Annotated in this window: 24 protein-coding genes and 8 pseudogenes; 22 read left to right on the top strand and 10 right to left on the bottom strand. The window is 66.3% G+C overall.

What is annotated here, in order from left to right; all coding sequences use genetic code 11:
- Window positions 1–27 precede the first annotated feature (27 nt).
- The gene (locus K0H76_RS07180; RefSeq protein WP_258934959.1) at window positions 28–192 is read right to left on the bottom strand and encodes a hypothetical protein; all 165 of its coding nucleotides are present in this window, start codon (window positions 190–192) and stop codon (window positions 28–30) included.
- Between K0H76_RS07180 and K0H76_RS07185 the strand changes: the two are divergent.
- The 8 genes and pseudogenes from K0H76_RS07185 to K0H76_RS07220 all read left to right on the top strand — a co-directional run.
- Window positions 118–387 (top strand): annotated as a pseudogene (locus tag K0H76_RS07185) (cyanate hydratase); the annotation flags it as partial. The gene K0H76_RS07180 and the pseudogene K0H76_RS07185 overlap by 75 nt on opposite strands.
- A 118-nt stretch (window positions 388–505) precedes the next feature.
- Complete coding sequence (locus tag K0H76_RS07190) at window positions 506–685, top strand: hypothetical protein (RefSeq protein ID WP_258934960.1); 180 nt, start codon at window positions 506–508, stop codon at window positions 683–685.
- 39 nt (window positions 686–724) lie between these two features.
- Window positions 725–2,191 carry an ABC transporter substrate-binding protein gene (locus K0H76_RS07195; RefSeq protein ID WP_258934961.1) on the top strand — a complete coding sequence of 489 codons (1,467 nt, stop codon included), beginning with the start codon at window positions 725–727 and terminating at the stop codon, window positions 2,189–2,191.
- Window positions 2,083–2,637, top strand: coding sequence for an ABC transporter permease (locus tag K0H76_RS07200; protein ID WP_258934962.1), 555 nt, complete (start codon window positions 2,083–2,085; stop codon window positions 2,635–2,637). Before K0H76_RS07195 ends, K0H76_RS07200 begins: the two co-directional genes overlap by 109 nt.
- A 20-nt stretch (window positions 2,638–2,657) precedes the next feature.
- Window positions 2,658–2,849 (top strand): hypothetical protein, encoded by a 192-nt coding sequence (locus K0H76_RS07205; RefSeq protein WP_258934963.1) that lies wholly within the window; start codon window positions 2,658–2,660, stop codon window positions 2,847–2,849.
- The gene (locus K0H76_RS07210) at window positions 2,846–3,184 is read left to right on the top strand and encodes an ATP-binding cassette domain-containing protein (protein WP_258935359.1); all 339 of its coding nucleotides are present in this window, start codon (window positions 2,846–2,848) and stop codon (window positions 3,182–3,184) included. Before K0H76_RS07205 ends, K0H76_RS07210 begins: the two co-directional genes overlap by 4 nt.
- A complete protein-coding gene (locus K0H76_RS07215) occupies window positions 3,171–3,467 on the top strand; it encodes a hypothetical protein (protein WP_258934964.1) in 297 nt (98 codons plus the stop codon). The genes K0H76_RS07210 and K0H76_RS07215 overlap by 14 nt, the downstream gene beginning before the upstream one ends.
- Before the next feature lie 12 nt (window positions 3,468–3,479).
- Window positions 3,480–3,954, top strand: a pseudogene (locus K0H76_RS07220) (nuclear transport factor 2 family protein).
- Window positions 3,955–4,981: 1,027 nt separating this feature from the next.
- Here K0H76_RS07220 and K0H76_RS07225 read toward each other — a convergent pair.
- From K0H76_RS07225 to K0H76_RS07245, 5 genes are all read right to left on the bottom strand, one after another.
- Entirely contained in the window at window positions 4,982–5,272 is a 291-nt protein-coding gene (locus tag K0H76_RS07225) for a hypothetical protein (protein WP_258934965.1), read from the bottom strand.
- Window positions 5,265–6,653 carry a glycosyltransferase family 2 protein gene (locus K0H76_RS07230; RefSeq protein ID WP_258934966.1) on the bottom strand — a complete coding sequence of 463 codons (1,389 nt, stop codon included), beginning with the start codon at window positions 6,651–6,653 and terminating at the stop codon, window positions 5,265–5,267. Before K0H76_RS07230 ends, K0H76_RS07225 begins: the two co-directional genes overlap by 8 nt.
- A 106-nt stretch (window positions 6,654–6,759) precedes the next feature.
- Window positions 6,760–7,083 carry an EAL domain-containing protein gene (locus K0H76_RS07235; protein WP_258934967.1) on the bottom strand — a complete coding sequence of 108 codons (324 nt, stop codon included), beginning with the start codon at window positions 7,081–7,083 and terminating at the stop codon, window positions 6,760–6,762.
- Complete coding sequence (locus tag K0H76_RS07240; RefSeq protein WP_258934968.1) at window positions 7,005–8,108, bottom strand: diguanylate cyclase; 1,104 nt, start codon at window positions 8,106–8,108, stop codon at window positions 7,005–7,007. Before K0H76_RS07240 ends, K0H76_RS07235 begins: the two co-directional genes overlap by 79 nt.
- The gene (locus K0H76_RS07245) at window positions 8,033–8,785 is read right to left on the bottom strand and encodes a PAS domain S-box protein (protein WP_258934969.1); all 753 of its coding nucleotides are present in this window, start codon (window positions 8,783–8,785) and stop codon (window positions 8,033–8,035) included. Before K0H76_RS07245 ends, K0H76_RS07240 begins: the two co-directional genes overlap by 76 nt.
- A gap of 372 nt (window positions 8,786–9,157) precedes the next feature.
- Between K0H76_RS07245 and K0H76_RS07250 the strand changes: the two genes are divergently transcribed.
- Window positions 9,158–9,598 (top strand): DUF6318 family protein, encoded by a 441-nt coding sequence (locus K0H76_RS07250; RefSeq protein ID WP_258934970.1) that lies wholly within the window; start codon window positions 9,158–9,160, stop codon window positions 9,596–9,598.
- Window positions 9,599–10,169: 571 nt separating this feature from the next.
- Here the strand turns inward: K0H76_RS07250 and K0H76_RS07255 are convergent.
- Window positions 10,170–10,466: a hypothetical protein gene (locus K0H76_RS07255; RefSeq protein ID WP_258934971.1), complete on the bottom strand. Its 297-nt coding sequence runs from the start codon at window positions 10,464–10,466 to the stop codon at window positions 10,170–10,172.
- Between the two features lie 232 nt (window positions 10,467–10,698).
- Between K0H76_RS07255 and K0H76_RS07260 the strand changes: the two genes are divergently transcribed.
- The gene (locus K0H76_RS07260; protein WP_258934972.1) at window positions 10,699–10,950 is read left to right on the top strand and encodes a hypothetical protein; all 252 of its coding nucleotides are present in this window, start codon (window positions 10,699–10,701) and stop codon (window positions 10,948–10,950) included.
- 365 nt (window positions 10,951–11,315) lie between these two features.
- Here the strand turns inward: K0H76_RS07260 and moaA are convergent.
- Window positions 11,316–12,343, bottom strand: a pseudogene (moaA, locus tag K0H76_RS07265) (GTP 3',8-cyclase MoaA).
- A 338-nt stretch (window positions 12,344–12,681) separates the two neighbouring features.
- Between moaA and K0H76_RS07270 the strand changes: the two are divergent.
- The 12 genes and pseudogenes from K0H76_RS07270 (at window position 12,682) to araA (ending at window position 23,485) form a co-directional block, all read left to right on the top strand.
- A complete protein-coding gene (locus K0H76_RS07270) occupies window positions 12,682–12,804 on the top strand; it encodes a hypothetical protein (RefSeq protein ID WP_258934973.1) in 123 nt (40 codons plus the stop codon).
- Window positions 12,805–12,994: 190 nt separating this feature from the next.
- Window positions 12,995–13,798 (top strand): molybdopterin-binding protein, encoded by an 804-nt coding sequence (locus K0H76_RS07275; RefSeq protein ID WP_258934974.1) that lies wholly within the window; start codon window positions 12,995–12,997, stop codon window positions 13,796–13,798.
- Window positions 13,799–13,884: 86 nt separating this feature from the next.
- A complete protein-coding gene (moaC, locus tag K0H76_RS07280; protein WP_146341835.1) occupies window positions 13,885–14,322 on the top strand; it encodes a cyclic pyranopterin monophosphate synthase MoaC in 438 nt (145 codons plus the stop codon).
- 277 nt (window positions 14,323–14,599) lie between these two features.
- On the top strand, window positions 14,600–14,890 hold the full coding sequence (locus tag K0H76_RS07285) for a molybdopterin-binding protein (RefSeq protein WP_258934975.1): 291 nt from the start codon (window positions 14,600–14,602) through the stop codon (window positions 14,888–14,890).
- A complete protein-coding gene (locus K0H76_RS07290) occupies window positions 14,883–15,368 on the top strand; it encodes a molybdenum cofactor biosynthesis protein MoaE (protein WP_258934976.1) in 486 nt (161 codons plus the stop codon). The genes K0H76_RS07285 and K0H76_RS07290 overlap by 8 nt, the downstream gene beginning before the upstream one ends.
- A 214-nt stretch (window positions 15,369–15,582) precedes the next feature.
- Window positions 15,583–16,730, top strand: a pseudogene (chvE, locus tag K0H76_RS07295) (sugar ABC transporter substrate-binding protein).
- Window positions 16,731–16,767: 37 nt separating this feature from the next.
- The gene (locus tag K0H76_RS07300; protein WP_258934977.1) at window positions 16,768–16,908 is read left to right on the top strand and encodes a hypothetical protein; all 141 of its coding nucleotides are present in this window, start codon (window positions 16,768–16,770) and stop codon (window positions 16,906–16,908) included.
- On the top strand, window positions 16,848–18,320 hold the full coding sequence (gguA, locus tag K0H76_RS07305; protein WP_258934978.1) for a sugar ABC transporter ATP-binding protein: 1,473 nt from the start codon (window positions 16,848–16,850) through the stop codon (window positions 18,318–18,320). Before K0H76_RS07300 ends, gguA begins: the two co-directional genes overlap by 61 nt.
- Before the next feature lie 2 nt (window positions 18,321–18,322).
- Window positions 18,323–19,534: pseudogene (gguB, locus tag K0H76_RS07310) on the top strand (sugar ABC transporter permease).
- Window positions 19,531–21,237, top strand: a pseudogene (gene araB / locus K0H76_RS07315) (ribulokinase). The pseudogenes gguB and araB overlap by 4 nt, the downstream one beginning before the upstream one ends.
- Window positions 21,234–21,966, top strand: a pseudogene (locus K0H76_RS07320) (L-ribulose-5-phosphate 4-epimerase). Before araB ends, K0H76_RS07320 begins: the two co-directional pseudogenes overlap by 4 nt.
- Window positions 21,963–23,485 (top strand): annotated as a pseudogene (araA, locus tag K0H76_RS07325) (L-arabinose isomerase). The pseudogenes K0H76_RS07320 and araA overlap by 4 nt, the downstream one beginning before the upstream one ends.
- 50 nt (window positions 23,486–23,535) lie before the next feature.
- On the opposite strand, the gene K0H76_RS07330 reads toward araA, so the two are convergent.
- Together K0H76_RS07330 and K0H76_RS07335 are read right to left on the bottom strand one after the other, a co-directional pair.
- Complete coding sequence (locus K0H76_RS07330; protein WP_258934979.1) at window positions 23,536–23,670, bottom strand: hypothetical protein; 135 nt, start codon at window positions 23,668–23,670, stop codon at window positions 23,536–23,538.
- On the bottom strand, window positions 23,667–24,404 hold the full coding sequence (locus tag K0H76_RS07335) for a hypothetical protein (protein ID WP_258934980.1): 738 nt from the start codon (window positions 24,402–24,404) through the stop codon (window positions 23,667–23,669). Before K0H76_RS07335 ends, K0H76_RS07330 begins: the two co-directional genes overlap by 4 nt.
- Between the last annotated feature and the right edge of the window lie 95 nt (window positions 24,405–24,499).

The raw sequence follows: 24,499 nt of genomic DNA on the forward strand, positions 1-24,499 counted from the left end.
CCCGGATGCACTCGGGCTGAGGAATTCTCACCCTTCAAGGAGGCAGTCGCTGTGAAACCATTTGTGAGCAAGCAGGAAGCCGCCCAGCAGGTGCGTGTGGCCCGGCACCGCGCAGGGATGAGCTGGGCGCAGATCGCCGAGCAGCTCGGCGTCGACAAGGAGTGGAGCACCGCCGCCCTGCTGGGCAGCCACCCCATGACCGCAGAGCAGTCACACGTCGTCCAGGAGCTCCTCGACCTCGACGACTCCACCGCAGAAGCCCTCCAGATGCAGCCCTATCGGGCAGCGCTGACGGAGGACGTCGTCTCCGACCCCACCGTCTACCGGTTCCATGAGGCGCTCATGGTCTACGGCCCAGCCATCAAGGAGCTCATCCATGAGGAGTTCGGCGACGGCATCATGTCCGCCATCAACTTCCAGATGAGCGTCCGTGGCGCGAGCACCCCGGCGGCGACCGCGTCGTCGTCACCTTCGACGGCAAATTCCTCGACTACCAGTGGTGACCATGAACCGCCCCACGTGCACTCGCCGTCGCAGAGCAGACGCCCCGGCAGGCTCACCCGCCGCAGCCTGCTCGGCCTGGGCGGAGGCGCGCTCGGCGCCGGGCTGCTCTCCGGGTGCAACCCCACCGGCGGCACCCCGAGACCAACCCCTGGGCATCGACTTCGCCGCCGCCATGGAGTAAGTAAGCGAACTCGAGCAGCGCAATGTCACCGTCGGATTCGTGCCGATCACCTGCTCCTCGCCGATCATCAACGCCGCAGCCATGGGCATCTTCGAGCAGTACGGCCTCAACGTCACCCTGCAGCGCTACACCGGCTGGGGCGAGCTGTGGATCGCGTTCGTCGCCGGCGAGCTCGACGCCACCCAGATGCTCATCCCCATGCCCCTGGGCATCCACCACAACTTCGCCGTAAGCCACCGCGCCACCCGCCTGCCCTACATCACCAACACCAACGGACAGGCGATCACACTGGGCCTGCAGCACGAAGGGCGGGTCAACGGCCCCGAAGACTTCGACGGGCTCACCCTCGCGGTCCCGTTCGACTACTCGGGCCACAACCTGCTGCTGCGCGACTACCTCGCCCTCGGCGGGCTCGACCCGGACTACGACGTCGGAATCCAGGTGATGCGCCCCTCAGACATGGTCGCCGCACTCAACGTCGGAGACATCGACGGGTTCCTCGCCCCGGACCCCTTCAACCAGCGGGCGGTGGCCATCGGCGCCGGGTACCTCTACACCCTGTCCAAGGAGCTGTGGGACGGGCACCCCTGCTGCAGCTTCGCCGTCGCCGACGAGTTCGCCGCTGCGAACCCCAACACGTACGCGACCCTGCTGCGCGCCATCGGCGACTCAGCGATGTGGACCGACCAGCCCGACCACCGGTCCCTGGCCGCCGAGACCATGGCCGGGCGGGCGTTCCTCAGCCAGGATCCGGCCGTGCTCGACGCGGTGCTCAGCGGCGACTACGAGGACGGCACCGGCCAGGAGCACTCGGTGGAGGACCGCATCGGGTTCCAGCCCTACCCCCACGAGAGCTACGCCATCTGGGCGCTCACCCAGCTGCAGCGGTGGGATCTCGCCCCCACCGAGGGCTACGACTCCGCGGAGGACTACCAGAGGGCCGTGCGCGACGTGCTGGACCCGGACACCGCCGTGCCCATTCTGGAGGAGCTCGGCGCTGACACCTCTCCCGGGAGACAGAAACCATCATCGGCCGCACATTCGACCCGGCAGACCCCTGCCCTGGACCCACAAACAGGTGAACGCATGAGCACCCAAGCACCCGAGACCACCGCCGCCCCATCGTCCGCCGAGCAGGGCGCACCAGAGGCCCTGCAGCGCCGCGCCAGAGCCCAACGAGCGCGGGATCGGGTCCGCACCACGGGCCTGTTCCTCGCGTTCTTCCTCGCGTTCATCGCCGTGTGGCACCTGGGCACGGCCGGGCTCGACGACGGGGCCTGGCGCCCACCCCGGCGGCCACCTGGGACCGGCTCCTGGAGATGCTCGGGGATGCGTTCCTGCTGGACGGGCCCAACAACGTGGGCATCTTCTACCACCTGCTGGCCTCCATCCAACGGGTGCTGCTGGGCTTCGGGATCGCGGCACTCATCGCCATACCCCTGGGCCTGCTGCTGGGCACCTCGCAGGTGTTCAACGACGGCCTGGACCCCTTCATCCAGGTCCTGAAGCCGGTCTCCCCGCTGGCATGGCTGCCCCTGGGACTGGCGCTGCTCCGGGACTCGCAGATGACCGCGATCTTCGTGATCTTCATGGCCGCGCTGTGGCCCATCCTCATCGCCACCATCGACGGAGTCCGACGCGTCAACCCGCTCTACCTGGACCTGGCCAAGAGCCTCGAAGCCGACACCAGGACCAGCACCTTCAAGGTGCTGCTGCCCGCCACGCTGCCCGGCATCGTCACCGGGCTGCGCACCGCCCTGTCCACCGCCTGGCTGGTGATCGTCGCCGCCGAGATGATCGTCGGAGGACGCGGCATGGGCCACTTCGTATGGAACGAATGGAACGCCCTGAACACCCCCAGCATCGTGGTGGCCATCGTGATCATCGGCGGGGTGGGATTCATCCTGGACCGCTCGATCGCGCAGCTGCAGCGGCTGGTCCCCAAGGGCTGAGACGCTAAGGAGACACTGAGATGACTGCACAGACCATGCCGCAGGAGACCACCACCGCACCCCCGGTGGTGAAGATCGACAGGATCACCAAAGGCTTCCCCAACCGGAAGAAGGGGTTCCAGAGAATCGTCGCCGAGACCAACGTCGACATTCAGGAGGGGAATTCATCACCATCATCGGGCCCTCCGGCTGTGGGAAGTCGACCATCCTGAAGATGCTCGCCGGACTGGAGTCTGCGGACGAGGGCGCCATCCTGCTGGAAGGGGAGCCGATCACCGCCCCGAGCCGCCAGCTGGGCATCGTGTTCCAGCAGCACGTGCTGCTGCCGTGGATGTCCGCCCGGCAGAACGTCGTCTTCGCCCTGGAGACCGAGCCCGGCAGCACCAGCACCAAGGAGGAGCTGCGGGAGCGGGCCGACAAGTACCTGGACCTGGTGAATCTCAGCCATGCGGCTGATCAGCGCCCCTCCCAGCTCTCCGGGGATGCAGCAGCGCGTCGGAATCGCCCGCGCCTTCGCCCTGGAGCCGAAGGTGATGCTGCTGGATGAGCCGCTGGGGGCACTGGACGCCCTGACCCGCCACGAGCTTCAGCTGCAGCTGCTGCGGCTGTGCGAGCAGCAGAAGAGAACGTTCATCATGGTCACCCACGATGTGGACGAGGCCCTGCTGCTCTCCGACCGGATCCTGGTGATGGGCTCAGGGCCCAACGCGGAGATCATCCACGACATCACTGTCCCCTTCGGCAGGCCCCGCGACGCGGAGACCGTGGAGCAGGACGCCAAGTATCACGAGCTGCGCAGCTTCCTGCTGGGCTCCCTGACGAGTCATTGAGAGGCTGGGCTGATGAGTGCTGAGCAGAGCCGTCCGCCGCTGCCCCGTTCGACGCCGAGACGGCTGCGCAGAAGGTGCGCGCGGCGGAGGACGCGTGGAACACCCGAGACCCGCACAAGGTTTCGCTGGCGTACACCGAGGACAGCAGCTGGCGCAACAGGGACCTGTTCCTCACCGGCCGCGCGGCGATTGAGGACTTCCTCATCGTGAAGTGGGGCCACGAGCTCGAGTACCGCCTCATCAAAGAGCTGTGGGCCCACGAGGGGAACCGGCTGGCCGTACGGTTCGTCTATGAGTGGCAGGACGCTGCGGGGACTGGTTCCGCTCCCACGGCAACGAGAACTGGGAGTTCGCGGACAACGGGCTCATGCGGGTGCGGATGGCGTCCATCAATGATCAGGCGATCGGCGAGGACGACCGGCTGTTCCGGTGGCCGCAGGGTCCACGGCCTGCTGATCACCCCGGGCTGAGCGAACTGGGTCTCTGAAGCTCGCAGGACCTGAGCGCCAGGCAGGACGGTTCAGAGGGTCGCCGTCCCACGACAGGTCGGCATCCGTTCGCACCGACAGCACTTCGAGGCCGGGGGTGTGCGTGAGCTCACGGATCAGTTCGGTCGTTCCCGCGATGAGCGTGGAGTCATCGTCGATTTCTGTCGCGAGCACCCACGCTCGATCCTCGGGCCACAGGATGCTGGGGACTGGGCCCATGCCGGGTCCTCCACCCATGGAGCCCGCGCGGGCCACCTCTGGTTCGCGAAATCGTCTGCGCCCGCCTCGAAGAGAATGTACTCCCGGCCTGTATCCCCATGAAGGCTGAGCTTTGGGTAAGCAGCGACCTCGGCCGTGAGCGCGCCCGACCCCGGCTCGAATAGGCGCGCCGGAACGGGACAAGCGACCTCTTGAGGCGCTGCGCGACGCCGTACCAGAAGGGAGTCAGAGTGATGACTGGTCGTCGGAACGGTGCCGCGCCTACTGAGCTGACCAGGCCGCCCCATCCCGACCAGATTGCCGCAATGCCGGCATCCGGCGTGGAGGTATGGCGGGCGAGCACGCGCGCTGTCGCCGTGAGGGAGGTCGCATCCAGGCTGCCCTCATGCGGCTCCCCGTAGCGCCACCCATCTGGAGCGATCGCTTGCTGCACCACATCTGATTCGTGCGGTACTAGCCGGGCGTACTGGGCTTCAGGGTGCATGGTCGTTCCGAACGAGGTCGCAGCCTGCGCCCACGTGGCGCGCTCAGATTCGAGCAAGGAGTCGATGTCTGCGAAACCCTTAAAGTACGTCGCTTCGTCGATGCCCTGCCATGTCTTGGTGGGCACCGGACGGTCGCGCTTCAGAGGATGGAAGACGCGCGCGTACATCTCGTAGCCCCGGGGCACGATCGACAGGATGCTGCCGAAAGGCTCGGCTTCCAGCGGGCGAAGCCATTCGCCGCGGCTCACATCACGCACGTATCCGAAGCTTTCAGACATCTAGGCTCTTTCTCGAAGTTCGACGCGACATGGTCGGCTCAAGCCTATAGAGACGTGTTCCTGTCGTTGTGCCACTGGGGTGTCCCGCCCCGGTGGGAAGGACGGGAGGCTGATCCGTCGGGGTGGATGCTGCGTGTTTCGGAGCGCCGCATTCGGCTTCCGTGCCAGTCGCTGAGGTAGACCTTCGGCAGGATCTTCGTGACGGCCAGGGCGACGTACATGACGGTATTGATCGCCACGAAGCCTGCCAGGGTCTGGAACCATGCCGACTGCAGCAGCGCCGGAGAGAAGAGGACGCCCAGCTGTGTGCCGTGGGTGAGAGTGAGGCTAAGCATCAGCGGTCACTGTCGACTCGTCCGTGCGCCTGCGAGAGAGGCTCTGCGTCTCTGCCGTGGTGTTCCCCCAGGCTGCGTTCTTGCCCAGGGTGATGTCGATGACGCCTTTGACGTACACAAGGTTCAGGAACATGTCGAAGAGCAGCTCGGGGAAGAGCGTGGCCGCCAGCAGTCGCGCCCGCCAGCCGCCTCGCCACACGCTGACGACCCGTTCGACGACGAACAGCAGACCGATGCCGAGCCAGAAGGGGAACCAGATCCAGCGGTCTACGGAGAGGACCGTGATGAAGATCAGAAGGAAGAACGTGCCCAGGGCGATGACGCTGTAGCCGATGCCCAGCTGCTGCGCCCAGTAGCGGAATGTCTGCCGGTTGATCCCGTAGGCCCCGATGTTCTCCAGGGCGCCGCGCTGCCAGCGCAGACGCTGCCTCCACAGCAGGCGCAGGTTCGGCATCAGCTCGGTGACCACGCTGCACTCGGTCGGTGAGATCATCAGACCGCCCAGAGACTTGATCGCGATGGTGAGCTCGTTGTCCTCGGTCAGGGCGGCGGTGTCGTACACGTCCCCGTGCCGTCCTGGGAGTGTGTCTCCTCGCTGGTCTGCGATCGTGCGCAGCGCTTTGGGCCTGAACAGTGAGGCGGTGCCCGTCAGGACGAACACGCGTCCGCGGCGACGTCTGATCTGGCGGCCGTAGCGGGTGTATTCGTTCCGCTGAAACTGGCCGAGCAGGCCGTGGCCCTCTTCGCCGTAGAAGAGCCCGCCGACGGCCATCAGTGCACGGTCCTGGGTGAATTTGTGCACGGCCGCTTCGAGGAACCCGTCGTCGAGCCAGGTGTCGGCGTCCATCACCATCACCACGTCATTCGGCCCCTGTGCGGGCAGGACCTCTTTGAGCGCTTGGTTCAGTGCCCCGGCCTTCTTCTCGGTGTTGCCGACCGTCTCAAAGACCTCGACCCCTGCATCGCGGGCGACCTCTGCAGTGCGGTCGGTGCAGTTGTCGGCCACGACGATCACACGTGCGGGCAGGTGCGACTGCGAAGCCAGTGAGGAGAGCGTCTGCGGCAGCGGCGTCTCCTCGTTGTGCGCGGGGATGAGCACCGTCACCGTCACGGGTCCGTGAAAGACTCCGCGCGTCTCGGCCATGACGATCTTGGGCGCGAGGGGAGTGGCGACTTCATCCGAGGAACGACGGGAGCGGTTTGTGGCTCGTCGGTCGAACACAGAGACGGCGGAAGCCACCATCAGCACCAGGACCACTGAGGTGAGCACAAACCCCAACTGCGGGGCCTGAGGGTTGTAGAGCACAGACAGCTCACCGCCGATGAGTGCCTCGCGCGGCTCAGCCGCAGTCAGGCCTGAGCTTCTGCGAGGACGAACCACAGGAACAGGGCCATCGCCGCGGTCGTGCTGACGATGAGCACACCCGTCATCCGGTGAAGTCGTCTCAGAGTTCTGCCCCCTCAGTATGAAACGTCGTCTGCGGACCTCAGCCCGCGCAGTTCTGTTCGAGCCATCCGGGCCCCTCGCTGGGGTCCATCGGCTCCGACCAGAAGAACCCTTGGGCCTTGTCGCAGCCGAGTCGCTGCAGCTCGTCGAGCTGCGGCTTCTCCTCGACCCCTTCACCGATGACCTCGATGCCCAGAGCATGGGCGAGGTTGATCACCGCCCCAATGATCTGGTCAGACCGTGAGTCAGGAGTTCCCAGGCCTTGGACAAAGGATTTGTCCAGCTTCAGAGTCTGCACCGGCAGTCGGTGCAGGTAGCGCAGGGAGGAGTGGTTAGCCCCGAAGTCATCGATGCCGAAGCACACCCCAATTCCGCGGCCTCGTTCATATGCTCTATGGCCAGATCGAGGTCAGCGATCTCTTCCACTTCAGTGATTTCGAAGTGAAGCTGATCCGCGTCGATGCCGGTCTGAGCCAGCAGCTCCTGGGTGTGTGTGATGAAGCTGCGATCGTTCAGGTGGCGGGTCGAGAGGTTCACCGCCACCGTAGGGCGACGGAGGGTGGGGTGGTTCATCTCCCATTCCCGCAGCTGTCGCATGGCGTGCTCAAGGACCCATAAATCGATGTCCACGATGAGGCCGCTGGCGTGTGCCACGGGCAGGAAATCAGTAAGCGAGAGCAGGCCTCGTTCTGGATGCTGCCAGCGCACCAACGCTTCGAACCCGGCTGGTCTGCCCGTGTCCAGGCTGATGATGGGCTGGAAGCGCAGCCGCAGCTCGTCACGCTGCATCGCAGCGCGCAGCTGCGACTCCGTGTCCATTCGCTCAGAGACTTTCTGCTGCATAAGCTCGTCGAACTCGACAGAATTTCGACGGTGGTGGTCTTTCACCGCGTACATGGCGGTGTCTGCCTTGCGAATAAGGGATTCAGCTGTGTCGTCTGTCTCGGAGAGCGCGATGCCGATGCTGACCTTTGAGAAGATCTCTTCCCCATCGATCAGGAAGGGGTCGTCCATTGCCGCGGAGATCCGATCCGCGAGCTGGTGGGCAGTTTCAGACTCCATATCTTCGCAGAGGAGGACGAACTCATCCCCTCCGAAGCGGGCAAGCACATCGCTGTAGCGTGTGAGCTGGCGCAGGCGCTGCGACAGTTCCACGAGCATGGCGTCACCGGCAGTATGTCCGCGGGCGTCGTTGACGATCTTGAAATGATCGAGATCGATGAACAGGACCGCCACTTGGCTTCCAGCTCGTCCCGCGCGCGCCAAGAAACGGTCCAGGTATTCGACGAGAAGCCGTCGATTCGCGAGTCCGGTCAGCGGATCGTGCATGGCCAGGTGCTCGAGCTCCTGCTCTGCTCTCTTGCGCGCGGTGATGTCCTGCAGGTGCACATAGAAGGTGCTGGGAGCACCATCGGAATCACGCAAAGAACGACGACCTGCTCTACATAGAGGACTTCGCCGTTAGGACGAAGGTAACGGCGTTCATTGCAGAGATGGACTTTATCACCGCTCACGGCTTGCTCGAACAGCGTCGACTCGTCCGCGGAGGGGATGGATAAAGTCCGTGAGTCGGTGGCCCAGGAGCTGACTCGGGGGCGGTCCAGTAAGGCCATGGCAGCAGGGTTCACGCGTGTGAGGCGGGCTTCGGTATCAGTCAGGACGATGCCGATAGGTGAGTGGTCGATGCCTAGGGCAAACAGTCGTTCGGCTTCTTCCTGCTGGGCTTGAGCCTTGCGCAGGGGAGTGATGTCGCGCACGGATGCCACGGTGTAGTTTTCGCCGTCAAGCTCCATTTTCGAGGTGGATACCTCGCTGGGGAACTCCTGACCATCTTTGCGGCAGCCCAGGAGTTCGGAGCCTGACGTGGTCCGTGAGAACCGGCCGCGCTGAGCGGTGAGTGCTTCAGCGATCGTTGCTGTGCTCGCGCCGCCTGCCACCAGCTGCCCGGCGTGCATTCCGACGAGTTCCTCGTTGGGGTACCCAAAAAGCTCCGTGGCCCTATTGTTGGCCTCCGCTATGACTCCGCCGCCGTCGACCACCAGGACCGCATCCGGGTAAAGGTTCAAGCAACTCTTGCAGCTGAGAAGGCACGCGTCGTCTCCGCACATGAGCTGACCCATTCTTTTACTAGTTATCGTTAGTTACTCATAATTAGAACATGCGCGGGTCGTCTGAACCATTCTTTCTTGTGACGTATCTCTCATAGTGAGACCTTGGCGGACGTCCGCAGGGACTTTAAGCCGCAGACAGTTCAGGTTTCAGAGGCCGGGGTTTAGGTGCCTTGTCCACAGATCCGAGCGAGGGGGTGGCATGCGTGCGGCGCCCGGGCTAGTCTCTTGCGGGCGACCGGGACGGAGGGGCTCTGCTCCCGGGCGCACGAACGGATTCTCTGAACGGAACGGATTTCTTCTGTGCTTCCACGCACCCTCAGCACGCCTGTGCTCACTGCAAGTACCTCTGCGCTCGTCCTGCTGCTCGTCTCCTCCTGCGGGGACGATCAGCAGGCTTACGAAGCGGATCCTTCTGCGGAGCCGGATACCGGTTCCTCGCCGGACGCCGACCCAGATTCCGACTCAGGCGCGGACAGCGCTGACGAGGAAGAGGAAGAAGAGGACGAGGAGAGCGGCGAGCCGATCCCCGCTTCCGCGGACGGCCCCGCCCAAAACTGGCCCGAACCCGAGATCCCCGACGGGATCTACGAGGAGACAGAAGAAGGCGCCGAAGCCCTGCTCCACTACTGGTGGGAGGTGCTGAACCATGCCCGCATCACGGGGAGACGAGCCTCCTTGAGGAGGTTTCTTCATCGAACTGCCTCTTCTGCGAGGCGCACATTTCAAAGACCCGACAACTGTACGACGACTATGACGGTTGGTGGGTAGGGGACCCCACGAGATTCAGGACATGTTTACTCGCCTCGACGGGGAAGATCTCGCATCCTCGGTGTTTGTCTTGGACGAGGGGATTTCGACGTATATGTGGAGGGCCAGTACGACGGCGCGGGGAGGGTGCTCTCGATGGCGTGACTTGGCGATCACACCAGGTCTTCTCAGACGGCGGCTGGCGAGTGGAGGAGATCTACCTCTTGAATCCTGACCAGGTCGAGCAGTTGGAAGCGGAGGCGGAGGCGTGAGGCGAGTACGGTCATTCACCAGACTGTTCGTTGCGAGTGGCACCCTGCTACTCGTCGCGGTGCCTGCTCAGGGTGCGGCTTACGCCGACGAGACAGGGTCGTCCGATCCTGAATTCTCCGGCCAAGTTCGAGATGTGGGCATCGAACTATTGGGGCGGATGGGCGAGCATTGGGGTGAGTCTTCGTCGTCGAATCGGGTTGACGATGGTGTTGTGACCGCTCCGATTCCAGAGGAGCGGGAGAGAAGGGTGGGAAGAGGCTCTGCCCGCGTACCTGTGGACCCCCGCCAAGCGCATATTTCGTCGAACCCCTGCATCACGTCAGAGACCGAAGCCGATTTCGACTGCGTCCGCATGCTCAACGACACCTGCGGTGATCCCACCGAAGTGCCCGAATCTCTCCAGGCTGCCGGCGGATCCACCATGGTAAGCGGGATCTTCGCGTGCAGCACCCCGGACGCAGAACCGGTGGCCGCAGCAGAGCCCGACGACGCAGAGGCTGTCGACCCTGCGGTCCTCATCCACTCGGAAGTCATCGAGGAGTTCGCGCGCCTGAGCATCGACGTCGGCGACGTCCGCCACGACGCCGACGGGCTCGGATTCGGATACCGGAACCACCCCTCAACGTCTACGTCGACGGCACCATCGAAACCATCACCCGGCAGATGTTCGGCGCAGATGTCACCATCCGCGCCATTCCCACACAATTCAGCTTCGACTACGGAGACGGCACACCACCCAGAACCCTGCCCACCCCAGGCATGGACCGGATCGACTACGCCCAACGCACCGGGCAGCCCACCGACCAATACATCGAAACCCCACCAGTCACACCTACCAAGAAACAGGCGTGTACGACGTCAACGTCACCACCACCTACACCGGCGAATACCAGATCAACAACGGACCCTGGACACCCATCCCAGGAACCATCACCGCACAAGCAGACCCCAGCCAATCCGACATCTGGCGCACCTGCTCCGCCGCCGTCTCAGGCGACTGCGAACACAGCGCCCAATGGGGATGCGGAGAAGCATTCAACGGCAGCCCGCCCCACATCTTCACCACCAACGGATGGTGCGAAGAAACAGGCCGCTGCTAAACCTCAGCCCCCGCAAACGGCGGCAGAACATCCAACACGTCACCATCATTGATGACGCCAGACTCACGCCCCGTCCGCGTGCCATTCACCAAAAAGCTCGACCGAGCACACACCCGCTCCAACGACGGCGCACCCTCCTCCGCACCAGAAGCAGGAATCAGACCCGGAAGCTCATCCACAAACAGACCCAAAGGCATCGCCGTCCGAGGCAGAGGAACCCTCAGCTCCTCAGCGCCCGCCGCATCCGCAGCACCAGCGAAGAACCGCACCCGCACCGACAAACCACGCGCCAGCACAGTATCCGTATGAGCAAAAGACTCCGTCGCCATCACCAACTCCTCACCGCAGCACCAGACAGCACAGCCTCAGCCGCCGATCGCACTCATCGAACGCTCCGGCCTCGAAAAGCCCTCCCGCTCAAAACCAGCCTGAGACGACCCATGCGCCGCAGGCTTCGCCCACATCGCATCAGCCCACCGCTGAGCAACATCCGCATCACCCATCCGCTCATCACGCAGCAGATGCAGCAAGTCATACTCCTCAGCCGAGAACAAGCAGCTCATCACACGGCCCTCAGCCGTCACACGAGTGCGCGTGCACGCCGAACAGAACGGCTCAGACACACTCGCAATCACGCCCACACGGCCCAACAAAGCGCCAGAGCCCTGATCAAACACATCAAAGCGCTCCGCAGGAGCACCGCACGATCCTCATCCGTCGGAGCAAGATCGAAACGCTCACCCAGCAGCTCACGCGTCTCCGCAGCAGAGACCGTGCCCTCACGCTTCCAATTCTGATCAGCATCCAACGGCATGTGCTCAATGAACCGAAGCTCAAAATCATTCTCCAAGCACCACGCCAACAAGTCACCCGCCTCAGCGTCATTGATGCCCCGCATCAGCACCGCATTGACCTTCAGCGGCGTCAGACCAGCCTCCGCGGCAGCCTCCACGCCCACCAGCACCTTCTCCAGCTGATCGCGCCTCGTCAGCTGCGCAAACGTCTCCCGGTGAATCGAATCCAACGAAATATTCACCCGCGTCAGCCCAGCATCCGCCAGCGCCTCAGCCTTGCGCTCAAGACCGATCGCGTTCGTCGTCATCGCAATCGGCAGATCAGGATGCTCACTGCGGATCGCAGCGATCACATCCACCAGATCATGGCGCACCAGCGGCTCACCGCCCGTCAGCCGCAGCTCACGCACCCCAAACGTCTCCACAGCAATGCGAACAAGCCGGACTACCTCGTCCAGGCTCATCAGCTGCTCCTTCTTCAGCCACGGCAGCCCGTTCTCCGGCATGCAGTACGTGCAGCGCAGATTGCACTTATCGATCAGAGAAATGCGAAGGTCTGTGGCCCGGCGGCCGAACTGATCCACCAGCCCTGCATCCAACGAGTGCGGAGAGGCAGGCGGCGGCTCAGCCCCGGCGCCTTCGGCATGATGGATACGCTTGTCTTCATGACCAGCAATTCTACGGACCCAGGCTCTGCAGAACAGGGACACCAGCTGGACATCGCCCCGGGTGAACACGGGAACGCCTCCGGTCACCCACCAGCCCCAGCGCCCCGAGCCAGCATCGAGCAGCACATCGGACGCCTCACCGCCGTCCTCACCGGCCTCAGCGACCGCGCCGTGCACACCCTGCCGATCACCAGCTCAGGCCTCGTCGGGCGCAGTGCGGCCCAACAGATCCTCGCTCCCACCAACCTCCCGGGTTCGACAACTCCCAAATGGACGGCTTCGCCATCTGGGCCGACGACGCCCGCCCCACAGACTTCGAGCTGCCCCTGGTAAACGTCACCGCCGCCGGCAGCCCGCCCCAAGAACACCCCGCGGCACCGCGCTCGCCGTGATGACCGGGGCCCCATGCCCGAGAACGCCCCGGATACGGCCCCGCCTCCCACCTGGTCATCCCCGTGGAGAAGACAGCAGACGGCTTCGCCGACCTGACCGCTTACCGCACCATCCGCTTCCGCGGAATCACTCAGAAAGACATCGCGCCCGGCTCCTACATCCGCCGCACAGGATCAGACCTCGCCGCCGGTGAGCAGCTCGCTGCCCCGGAGACCTGCTCACCCCCGCCCTGCTCGGCGCGCTCGCTTACTCCGGGGTCGCCCAGGTGCCCGTGCACGAACGCATCCGCACCCTGCTCATCACCACCGGCGACGAGATCCGCCCGCCCGGAGACCCCTGAAGCCCGGCGAGCTCTACGACGCCAACGGCGCCCTGCTCACCGCAGTGCTCGAAGGATTCGGCCACCAGGTCCACCCAGCCCAGGTGGCCACCGATCAGCCCGAGGCGTTCGCAGCCCAGCTCGACGGACTCATCAGTGAGCACCAGTCCCACCTCATCGTCACCGTCGGCGGCGTCAGCGCTTACGCCTTCGAAGTGGTCCGCCACGTCCTGGGCCCACGCGGCGTCAGCTTCGGCTCCGTCGCCCAGCAGCCCGGCGGACCCCAAGGCTGGGGCACCATCACCACCGGCGCCCGCCGCAGCGGAATCATCTGCCTGCCCGGCAACCCCGTCTCGGCGGCCGTCAGCCTCGAAACCCTCGTACGGCCCGCCCTGGCCGCCATCAGCGCCGAAGTGCCCCCGCAGCGGCGCCTGACCGTGAGCCTCAGCGAACCGATGAGCTCACCGCCCGGCATCACCCAGTACCGCCGGGTCACCCTTCGCCGCAGCGAGGACGGCAGCATCGAAGCCGTCCCCATGGGAGGCCCCAGCTCCCACCTGCTGGCCCACCTCGCCCGCGCCGACGCCCTGCTGGAGCTCACCGCCGACGACGCCGACGTGCCCGCAGGTGAGGCACGCAGCGCACTGCTGCTCCCAGGCCGCATCGCACCCTGACCTGGGCGGGCCGTAGACGACGGCGCTAGGCTGGCTGTGTGACCGAACCTCAGCTCTCCCACGTCCGCGAGGACGGCAGTGCCCACATGGTCGACGTCTCCGCGAAGGCCGTCACCTCCCGCACTGCCCGCGCCCAGGCCGTGGTCGAGACCACCGCAGAGGTCACATCCCTGCTGGCCGAAGGCGGCCTCCCCAAGGGCGACGCGCTCGCCACCGCCCGGATCGCCGGCATCATGGCCGCCAAGAGGACGTCCGAGCTGATCCCGCTGTGCCACCCGCTGCCCATCACCAAAGTGACCGTCGACCTCACGGTGGGGGAGCCCTCGCCCCACACGGTGACCATCACGTCCCTGGTGAAGACTGCCGGGCAGACCGGTGTGGAGATGGAGGCGCTCACCGCAGCCTCGGTGGCCGCCCTGACCCTGTACGACATGATCAAAGCCGTGGACAAGGGGGCAACCATCACCGAGCAGAAGGTGCTGGCCAAGTCCGGCGGCAAATCCGGCGATTGGGAGAGAGCCTGACATGCTTTACGACGACGAAGAGACATCCATGCGCGTGATCGCGCCAGTGATCGTCTCCACCCGGGCCTAAGCAGCGGCGAGCGCAAGGACGAATCGGCGCCCATCATCGCCGAGTTCGCCGAGCAGATCGGCTTCGCCTGCCGCCCCCGGTGATCATCCCCGATGGGGAAGGGGTGCTGGCAGCGCTGTCCGAGCTGCTGGTGCACACTGAGCCCCAGGTCATCATCACCTCCGGCGGCACCGGGCTGACCCCGATGACCTCACACCGGAGTACACGGTGCCGCTGCTCGACAAAGAGATCCCCGGCATCATGGAAGCCGTGCGGGCCCACGGCCGGGCCAAGAACCCCCTGGCCGCCCTGTCCCGCGGAATCGCGGGGGTGACGGGCCGGACCGCCATCATCAACCTGCCCGGCTCGCCGAAGGCGGTCCGCGAAGGCATGGAGGTCCTCGCCCCGCTGCTGCCGCACCTCTGCGACCAGATCGCCGACATTCGCGCCCACGAGGACTGGGGCACCAAGACGCCCACCTCCGAGGTGCCCGACGGCAAGGCCGCCTCCGATGAGTGAGTCCCCGGAGCCCCTGAGCAGGGAGGGGCTTCAGCCGGACCAGCCGCACGAGCCTGCCGAGCACCGGCTGGTGCGCACCTCCGTCACGCACGAGGCGCTGAGCCCTGCTGAGGCGGAGGCGGCAGCGCTGAACGAGAAGGCAGGCGCCGTCGTGGTGTTCTCCGGGGTGGTGCGTGATCACGACCAGGGCCAGTCGGTGCGGCAGCTGACCTACTCCTCCCACCCCACCGCCGAGGAGAGGCTCACCGAGGTGGCCGCTTGCGTCGCCGAGCGGTTCCCGACCGTACGGATCTGGGTCTGCCACCGGGTGGGGCCCCTCACAGTGGGCGATCACGCCCTGGTGGCGGCCGTCGCCTCTGCGCACCGGCAGGAGGCCTTCGCAGCCTGCGCGGAGCTGGTGGAGACCATCAAGGCCGAGGTCCCCATCTGGAAGAAGCAGGAGTTCGAATCCGGCAGCTCGGAGTGGGTCGGCCTGTAAGTCTGAACGCCTCCACCGCCGCATGGTGAAGGCCCAGTCCCACTGAGGACGACCGTTCACCGTCGCTAAACAGCCACTTGCGGCACGATGGGCTTGCGCATCCTTTTGTGAACGTTAACATCGGAGCGGCTCCTATTTGTGACTCAGGTCACGAAATCCGGGGAGCCGTCCGTGAGGCTCGTGAAGAGGCGGGCCCTGACGATGGAGCAGGATTATGCGCACCGCATCGAAGATGATGTTCACCGCAGCGGCAGTCTCAGCACTGGCGCTCACCGCATGTGAGGGAGGGGGAGCAGGTGCCGACGAGGTCGACACCGACGCCGCCCCGGAAGACCTCACCGTCGGAGTGGCCATGCCCACCCAGACCTACGAGCGCTGGCTCAACGACGGCGCAGCCGTCGAAGACGGCCTGGAGGAGATGGGCTACAACGTCGAGCTGCAGTACGCAGACGACGACATCCCCACCCAGTCCCAGCAGATCGACCAGATGATCACCTCCGGAGTCGACGTTCTCATCGTCGCCTCCATCGACGGCTCCGCGCTGACCAGCCAGCTCGACGCTGCCGAGGCCGAGGGCATCCCCGTCATCGCCTATGACCGTCTGCTCACCAACAGCGAGAACGTCGACTTCTACGTCACCTTCGACAACTACGAGGTCGGCGTGAACCAGGCCAACAGCCTCCTCTACGGGCTCGGCGTGCTGGACGAGAGCTTCGAGCCTACCGACGACGCACCGGACGAGACCCTGAACGTCGAACTGTTCGCTTACTCCCTGGACGACAACAACGCCCACCTGTTCTGGCAGGGCGCGATCGACACCCTCGAGCCCTACATGGAGGACGGAACCATCGACGTTCCGTCCGAGCAGACCGACATCAACCAGGCCGCCACCCAGCGGTGGGAGCAGGAGACCGCGCAGCAGCGCATGGAGAACCTCCTGACCACCCACTACAACGACGGCTCCGAGCTCCACGGCGTGCTGGCTCCGGCCGACCCGCTCTCCCGCGGCATCATCACCGCCCTCCGCAACGACGGCTGGGGCGACTCCATCGAAGACGGTCTGCCGATCGTCACCGGCCAGGACGCGGAGATCGCCACCGTCTCCTGATCGCCGACGGCGTGCAGCACTCCACCATCTTCAAGGACACCCGCCTGCTCGCCGACCAGGCCGTCGAGGCAGCCAACGACTACCTCAACGGCGAAGAGCCTGAGCCCAACGACACCGAGACCTACGACAACGGCGAAATCGTGGTCCCCTCCTACCTCCTCGAGGTGGAGATGGTGCTCGAGGAGAACTACGAGGAGATCCTCGTGGACTCCGGCTACTACACCGAGGAGCAGGTCGAAGACGGCCAGCTCTGAGAAACCGGCCCGCCAGGACAGCGTAAGGACGCACACCATGACTGATCACATTCTGCAGATGCGCAGCATCACCAAGCGCTTCGGCGGTGTGACGGCCCTGTCCGAGGTCTCCTGCAGGTGGCCCGTGGAGAGATCCACGCCATCTGCGGGGAGAACGGGGCGGGCAAGTCCACCCTGATGAAGGTGCTCTCCGGGTCTACCCGACGGGCTCATACGAGGGCGAGATCGAATACGACGGCAGCACGGTCAGCTTCGGGTCCATCAACGACTCCGAGTCCAAGGGCATCGTCATCATCCACCAGGAGCTGGCGCTCGTTCCGCACCTCTCCGTGGCCGAGAACATCTTCCTGGGCAACGAGCGCTCCAGAGCGGGCATCATCGACTGGAACGCGGTCAATGCCCAGGCTTGGCGACCTGCTGAACCGGGTCGGCCTGTACGAGAACCCCACCACTCCGGTGGGCTTCCTCGGAGTCGGCAAGCAGCAGCTGGTCGAGATCGCCAAGGCCCTGAGCAAGAACGTGAAGCTGCTCATCCTCGACGAGCCCACCGCCGCGCTCAACGACGACGACTCCGAGCACCTGCTGGGGCTGCTGCGTGAGCTGCGCGAAGAGGGCATCACCTGCATCATCATCTCCCACAAGCTGGGAGAGATCGCCTCAGTCGCCGACACCACCACGATCATCCGTGACGGCGCCACCATCGAGACGTTCCCCATGCAGGAGCAGCGAGACAGCGGCGAGTCCATCACCGGGCGCATCATCCGCGGGATGGTGGGGCGGGACATGGACGCCATGTACCCGCACCGCGACGTCGAGATCGGCGAGGAGGTCCTGCGGATCGAGGACTGGCACGTCGGGCACCCCACCCAGCCGGGCCGCACCGTGGTCGAAGGCGCCTCCCTGAACGTGCGTGCCGGAGAAGTCGTCGGCATCGCCGGGCTGATGGGCGCAGGCCGCACCGAACTGGCCATGAGCGTGTTCGGACGCGCCTACGGCCGGGACATCACCGGGCAGGTCTACCTGCACGGCAAGCCGGTGAAGCTGCCCGGAGTCGCCGAGGCCATCAGCGCAGGCATCGCCTACGTCTCTGAGGACCGCAAGCGGTACGGGCTGAACCTCATCCAGGACATCTGCACCAACATCACCTCGGCCAACCTGAGCCTCTCCAAAGGCGGATGGATCAACGGCAACGCGGAGATCGGAATCGCTGAGGAGTACCGCGCCTCCATGAAGATCAAAGCACCCTCGGTGATGACCACCGTCGGCAAGCTCTCCGGCGGAAACCAGCAGAAGGTGGTGCTGAGCAAATGGCTCTACACCGAGCCTGACGTGCTGATCCTCGACGAGCCCACCCGCGGCATCGACGTGGGCGCGAAGTTCGAGATCTACACGCTCATCAACGACCTCGCCTCCCAGGGCAAGGCCGTGCTGGTGATCTCCTCCGAGCTGCCCGAGCTTCTGGGCGTGTGCGACCGCATCTATGCGCTCTCCGCAGGCCGGATCACCGGCCAGCTGCCCGCTGCGGACGCCACCCAGGAACGAATGATGGAACTGATGACGGCCGAGCCGTCGCTTGAGACAAGGACCTGACCATGCTGAAGAACAACAGCGGCGGCGCCGTCACCGCCGGAACCTCGAACGTCTTCGAGCTGATGACGCGCAACCTGCGCCAGTCGGGCATCTACATCGCCTTCGTGGCGATCGTGGTGCTCTTCACGGTGCTCACCCAGGCGCGCTGCTCTCACCGGGCAACCTCACCAACCTGGTGCTGCAGTACTCCTACATCCTGATCCTGGCCATCGGCATGGTCATGATCATCGTCGCCGGGCACATCGACCTCTCCGTGGGCTCGGTGGTCGCACTGACCGGTGCGGTGGCCGCGGTGGTGGTCATCCGTGAGGGCATGCCCTGGTGGGTCGGCATCCTCGCCGCCCTGCTGACCGGTGTGCTCGTCGGAGTGTGGCAGGGCTTCTGGGTGGCCATCGTCGGCATCCCCGCCTTCATCGTCACCCTGGCCGGCATGCTGATCTTCCGCGGCATGACCATGCAGGTCCTCGACAACGTCTCCTCTCGCCCTTCCCCAGCGAGTACCAGATGATCGCTTACGGCTTCCTCAACGGGCTGCTCGGCGGAGCCGGGTACGACGTCTTCACCGTCCTCATCGGTGTCCTCGCCGCCGCCTACTTCGGCGTGCAGCAGTGGCGGGTGCGCTTAAGCACAAGGTGCGCTACCGCCAGCCGGTGGAGTCCATCTGGCTCTTCGCAGCGAAGGTGCTGCTCGTCTCGGCCGTCATCCTCGCCTTCGCCTGGAGGCTCGCCAACGCCCGCGGCCTGCCCATCGTGCTGATCCTGCTGGCAGCCCTGGTGCTCATCTACGGCTTCGTCACCCAGCGCACCATCTTCGGCCGCCACATCTACGCCATGGGCGGCAACCTGCAGGCAGCCAAGCTCTCCGGCATCAAGACCCGCCGGGTCAACTTCCTGCTCTTCATCAACATGGGCGTGCTCGCGGCCATCGCCGGCATCGTCTACTCGGCCCGATCCAACTCCGCACAGCCCGGCGCCGGCTACATGTTCGAGCTGGACGCCATCGCCGCAGCCTTCATCGGCGGCGCCGCAGTCACCGGCGGTGTGGGCAAGGTCCAGGGCGCCATCATCGGCGGACTCATCATGGCCGTGATGTCCAACGGCATGCAGATCATGGGCATCGACCAGTCCACCCAGAACGTGGTCCGCGGTGTGGTCCTCGTCCTGGCCGTGGCCTTCGACGTCTGGGCCAAGAAGAAGGCGGGGATCGAGCGATGAGCGCGGCAGCCCGCCACGACGACGTCACCATCGGCATCGACTTCGGCACCCTCTCCGGACGCGCAGTCGTCGTCCGGGTCTCAGACGGGGCCGAGCTCGGCAGCGGAGTCCACGAGTACGAGCACGCGGTCATGGACTCCGCCCTCACCGTTTACGACGGCCAGCAGCTCCCGCCGGACTGGGCCCTGCAGAATCCGGGCGACTATGTGAACGTTCTCAAGAACGCCGTCCCTGCAGCCCTGCGGGACGCCGGCGTGCACCCGCAGCAGGTGATCGGAGTCGGAACCGACTTCACCGCCTGCACCATGGTGCCCACCACCGCGGACGGCACACCGCTGAACGAGCTGCCGCAGTTCGCAGACCGGCCCCACGCCTACACCAAGCTCTGGCGCCACCACGCCGCACAGCCGCAGGCCGACCGCATCAACCAGGCGGCACACCGCCGCTCCGAGCCGTGGATCAGCCGGTACGGCGGGTTCATCTCCTCCGAGTGGGAGTTCGCCAAAGGCCTCCAGCTGCTCGAAGAGGACCCCGAGGTCTACGCCGCCATGGAGCACTGGGTCGAGGCCGCCGACTGGATCGTCTGGCAGCTCACCGGCACCTACGTGCGCAACGCATGCTCCGCCGGATACAAGGGCATCCTCCAGGACGGCGAATACCCCTCCCGCGGCTTCCTGACCGAGCTGAACCCCGAGTTCGCCGGGTTCGTCGAGGACAAGCTCGACCACCCGATCGGCCAGCTCGGGACCGGGCCGGGTCCTCAGCGCCCAGGCCGCAGCCTGGACAGGCCTGCCCGAAGGCATCGCCGTGGCAGTGGGCAACGTGGACGCCCACGTCACCAGCCCGGCAGCCGACGCCGTCGAGGACGGCCAGATGGTCGCCATCATGGGAACCTCCACCTGCCACGTCATGACCTCCTCGCAGCTGGCCGAAGTGCCGGGCATGTGCGGTGTGGTCGACGGCGGCATCCTCGCTTAACACATGGGGGTATGAGGCCGGACAGTCCGGCGTGGGGACATCTTCGCCTGGTACGTGAAGAACCAGGTCCCCGGCGCCTACGAGGCCGAAGCCCAGCAGCGCGGGCTCAGCCTGCACGAGCTGCTCACCGAGAAGGCAGCCGAGCAGCCCCGGGCGCCCACGGGCTCATCGCCCTGGACTGGCACTCCGGCAACCGGTCGGTGCTGGTGGACCACGAGCTCTCCGGGGCGATCATCGGCCAGACCCTGGCCACCCGCCCCGAAGAGATCTACCGGGCGCTGCTGGAGGCCACCGCCTTCGGCACCCGCACCATCATCGAGGCGTTCAACGCCGCCGGGGTGCCCGTGCGGGAGTTCGTCGTCGCCGGCATGGGCTGCTGAAGAACCCGGTGCTGATGCAGATCTACGCCGACGTGCTCGGACTGCCGATCTCCACCATCACCTCCGCGCAGGGTCCCGCGCTCGGGTCAGCCATCCACGCAGCAGTGGCCGCAGGCGCCTACCCGGACGTCAGGGCAGCCGCCCAGGCCATGGGCGGACGCTCCCGGGAGGCCTACACCCCCGGCCGCAGGCCCAGCTGGTCTACGACCGGCTCTTCACCGAGTACACCCGGCTGCACGACTACTTCGGCCGCGGCGGCAACGACGCCATGCGCCACTCAAGGCACTGCGCCGGGAGGCGCTCGCCGGCGCCGCCGAGACGCAGCCGGAGACGGTGCCCGCATGAGCGGCGTGGTCCTGGCCGAGCTGCCCGGCCCGGTGCAGAAGCGGGTGGCCGAAGCCCGGGCGACGGTCGCCGCCCTGCACGCGGAGCTGCCCCGCAACGAGCTGGTGGTCTGGACCGCTTAAGCAACGTCTCCCAGCGGGTGCCCGACGACGGGCAGGGCCCTGAGCTGTTCGTCATCAAGCCCTCCGGGGTCTCCTACGACGAGCTCACCCCTGAGCGGATGGTCGTGTGCACCCTCGACGGAGAGAAGATCGACGACGGCACCCCCGCCGCGCTGAGCCCTCCTCGGACACCGCCGCCCACGCCTACACCTACCGGCACATGCCGCAGGTGGGCGGGGTGGTGCACACCCACTCGCCCTACGCGACCGCCTGGGCCGCCCGCGCTGAGCCGATCCCATGCGTGCTCACCATGATCGCCGACGAATTCGGCGGGGACATCCCCGTCGGGCCCTTCGCGCTGATCGGCGACGACTCCATCGGCCGAGGCATCGTCGAGACGCTGAAGGACTCCCGCTCACCGGCGGTCCTGATGGCAGGCCACGGGCCCTTCACCATCGGCAAGGACGCCCGCGCCGCCGTGAAGGCCGCCGTGCTCTGCGAAGAGACCGCCCGCACCGTGCACCTGGCCCGCCAGTACGGCGACCCGCCCCGGCTGCACCAGGAGCACATCGACGCGCTCTACGCCCGCTACCAGAACGTCTACGGACAGAAGGACCCCACAGCATGAACACCCAGCTCAGCGACCCCTACGCGGACAAGTGCGTCTGGTTCCTCACCGGATCCCAGGACCTCTACGGCGAGGAGACCCTCGCCCAGGTGGAGGCCCAGTCCCGCAAGATCGCCGTCCGGCTCGACGCCGCCGGCGAGGTGCTTAAGCAGGCGTGGCATGGAAGCCGATCCTGAAGGACCGGGACTCCATCCGTGCCGCAGCCCTGGCCGCCAACGCCGACCCCGACTGCCTGGGCGTCATCGTCTGGATGCACACGTTCTCCCCGGCGAAGATGTGGATCGCCGGGCTCGAAGCCCTGACAAGCCGGTGCTGCACCTGCACACCCAGGCCGAGGCGGGCCTGCCCTGGGAGTCCATCGACATGGACTTCATGAACCTCAACCAGGCGGCCCACGGAGACCGCGAGTTCGCCTACATGGCCACCCGCATGGGCGTCTCCCGCAAAACGGTGGTCGGCCACGTCTCCGATGAGGCCGTGCGCGGCCGTGTGGGCACCTGGGTGCGCGCCGCGGCAGGATGGCAGGCGCTGCGAGGCATGAAGGTGTGCCGGTTCGGCGACAACATGCGCAACGTCGCCGTCACCGAGGGCGACAAGACCGAAGCCGAGATCCGTCTGGGCGCCTCGGTTAACACCTGGGCCGTCAACGAGCTGGCGGAAGCCGTCGAGCAGACCTCAGCCGCGGATGTCGAGCCGCTGCTGAAGGAGTACGAGGAGCTCTACGACGTCGCCCCCGAGCTGCGAGCCGACGGTGCGCGCAGAGAGTCCCTGGTCTACGCGGCCCGTCAGGAGCACGCCATGCGGCGCTTCCTCGACGAAGGCGGCTTCACGGCATTCACCACCAACTTCGAGGACCTCGGGGCCCTGCGCCAGCTCCCCGGCCTGGCTGTGCAGCGGCTGATGGCCGCCGGGTTCGGGTTCGGCGCCGAAGGCGACTGGAAGACGGCGCTGCTGGTCCGGGCCGCGAAGGTGATGGGCCACGGGCTCGACGGCGGCGCCTCCCTGATGGAGGACTACACCTACGAGATGACCCCGGGCAAGGAGAAGATCCTCGGCGCCCACATGCTCGAGGTCTGCCCCAGCCTCACCACCTCCCGCCCCTCCCTGGAGGTCCACCCGTTGGGCATCGGCGGACGGGAGGACCCGGTGCGCCTGGTCTTCACCGCCGACCCCGGCCCGGGCATCGTGGTGGCCATGTCAGATCTGCGCGAGAGGTTCCGGCTCACCGCCAACGTGGTGCAGCTGGTGGAGCCGGACGCCCCCTGCCGAACCTGCCCGTGGCGCGGGCCGTCTGGGAGCTTAAGCGCCCTCCTTCGCAGCAAGCGCTGAGTGCTGGCTCAGCGCAGGCGGCGCCCACCACACGGTGATGTCCACCGCCGTGGGCAGGGAGGCCTTCGAGGACCTCGCCGACATCGCCGACGTGGAGCTGGCGCTCATCGACGAGACCAGCAGCCCGCGGCAGTTCGCCCAGCAGCTGCGGTGGAACGCCGCATACCACCGCCTCGCCCAAGGCCTGTAGAGCCTGACGCCCGGGCGGTGCGGGGCTCTGCGCCCCGGCCGCCCGGGCAGCTAGGCGGTGCGACGGGCGCCCTGCGCGGGCTCCGCGGTCAGCATCAGCGGCGCCTCCAGGCCCCGGCGCGCAGCCTGCGACGCGGCCGCATCGACCACCGCGTCGTGAGCCTGATGGGGAACCAGGGCGATCACGCAGCCGCCGAAGCCGCCGCCCACCTGGCGCGCCCCAACGCACCCGCATTCATGACGGTCTCCACCAGCTGGTCCGTCTCCGGGACCGTGATCTCGAAATCCCGCTGCTGGTACAGGTGCGCCGCGTTGAGGATCTCGCCCAGTGCGGCAGGGTCACCGTCCCTGAGCAGCTGGGCCGCCTCCAGCACCCTCGCGTTCTCCGTCAGCACATGGCGCACCCTGCGCCGGACCGCCTCGTCCTCCACCGAGACGTCCAGCTCCTCAGGGGTGGTGCCCTGATCGGTCAGCACCCGCAGGGATTCGATGCCCAGCGTGCCGGCACCCTCCTCGCACTGGCGCCGCCGGTCCGCGTACTCGCCGTCCACCAGCCGGTGCGGCGCCTGCGCATCGATGACCAGCAGGCTCAGCCCCGCGCGCTCGAGCTCCAGAGGCACATGCTCCACCTGCATCGACCGGGTGTCGAGCAGCAGCGCATGCCCCTGCCTGCCCGTCGTCGACGCCGTCTGATCCATGATTCCGCAGGGCATGCCCACGTAGTCGTTCTCCGCGCGCTGCGCGATGCGCGCCAAAGCCAGAGGATCCAGCTCGATGCCTGCGCTCTCGGCGGCCGCCAGGCCGACGGCGCACTCCAGCGCCGCTGACGAGGAGAGCCCCGCCCCGGTGGGGACGGAGGAGCCCAGCAGAACATCCATGCCCTGCAGTCGGTGCCCGGCCTGCTCCAGGGCCCACAGCACCCCACCGGGTACGCGGCCCAGCCGGATGCCCTTCTCCCCGGCGCCGAGGCATCGCTCTGCGCCAGAGCGTCCAGGTCCACCTGCACCGAGCCCTC

The sequence above is a fragment of the Nesterenkonia pannonica genome (genome assembly GCF_019575955.1).
GTDB classification, from domain to species: Bacteria; Actinomycetota; Actinomycetes; order Actinomycetales; family Micrococcaceae; genus Nesterenkonia; species Nesterenkonia pannonica.

Coding starts and splice junctions, on each gene's coding strand:
- K0H76_RS07190 (WP_258934960.1), top strand. CDS start 506: ATGAACCGCCCCACGTGCACTCGCCGTCGCAGAGCAGACGCCCCGGCA.
- K0H76_RS07205 (WP_258934963.1), top strand. CDS start 2,658: ATGACTGCACAGACCATGCCGCAGGAGACCACCACCGCACCCCCGGTG.
- K0H76_RS07215 (WP_258934964.1), top strand. CDS start 3,171: ATGCTGCTGGATGAGCCGCTGGGGGCACTGGACGCCCTGACCCGCCAC.
- K0H76_RS07225 (WP_258934965.1), bottom strand. CDS start 5,272: ATGCTTAGCCTCACTCTCACCCACGGCACACAGCTGGGCGTCCTCTTC.
- K0H76_RS07270 (WP_258934973.1), top strand. CDS start 12,682: ATGGACGGCTTCGCCATCTGGGCCGACGACGCCCGCCCCACAGACTTC.
- moaC (WP_146341835.1), top strand. CDS start 13,885: ATGGTCGACGTCTCCGCGAAGGCCGTCACCTCCCGCACTGCCCGCGCC.
- K0H76_RS07290 (WP_258934976.1), top strand. CDS start 14,883: ATGAGTGAGTCCCCGGAGCCCCTGAGCAGGGAGGGGCTTCAGCCGGAC.
- K0H76_RS07300 (WP_258934977.1), top strand. CDS start 16,768: ATGACTGATCACATTCTGCAGATGCGCAGCATCACCAAGCGCTTCGGC.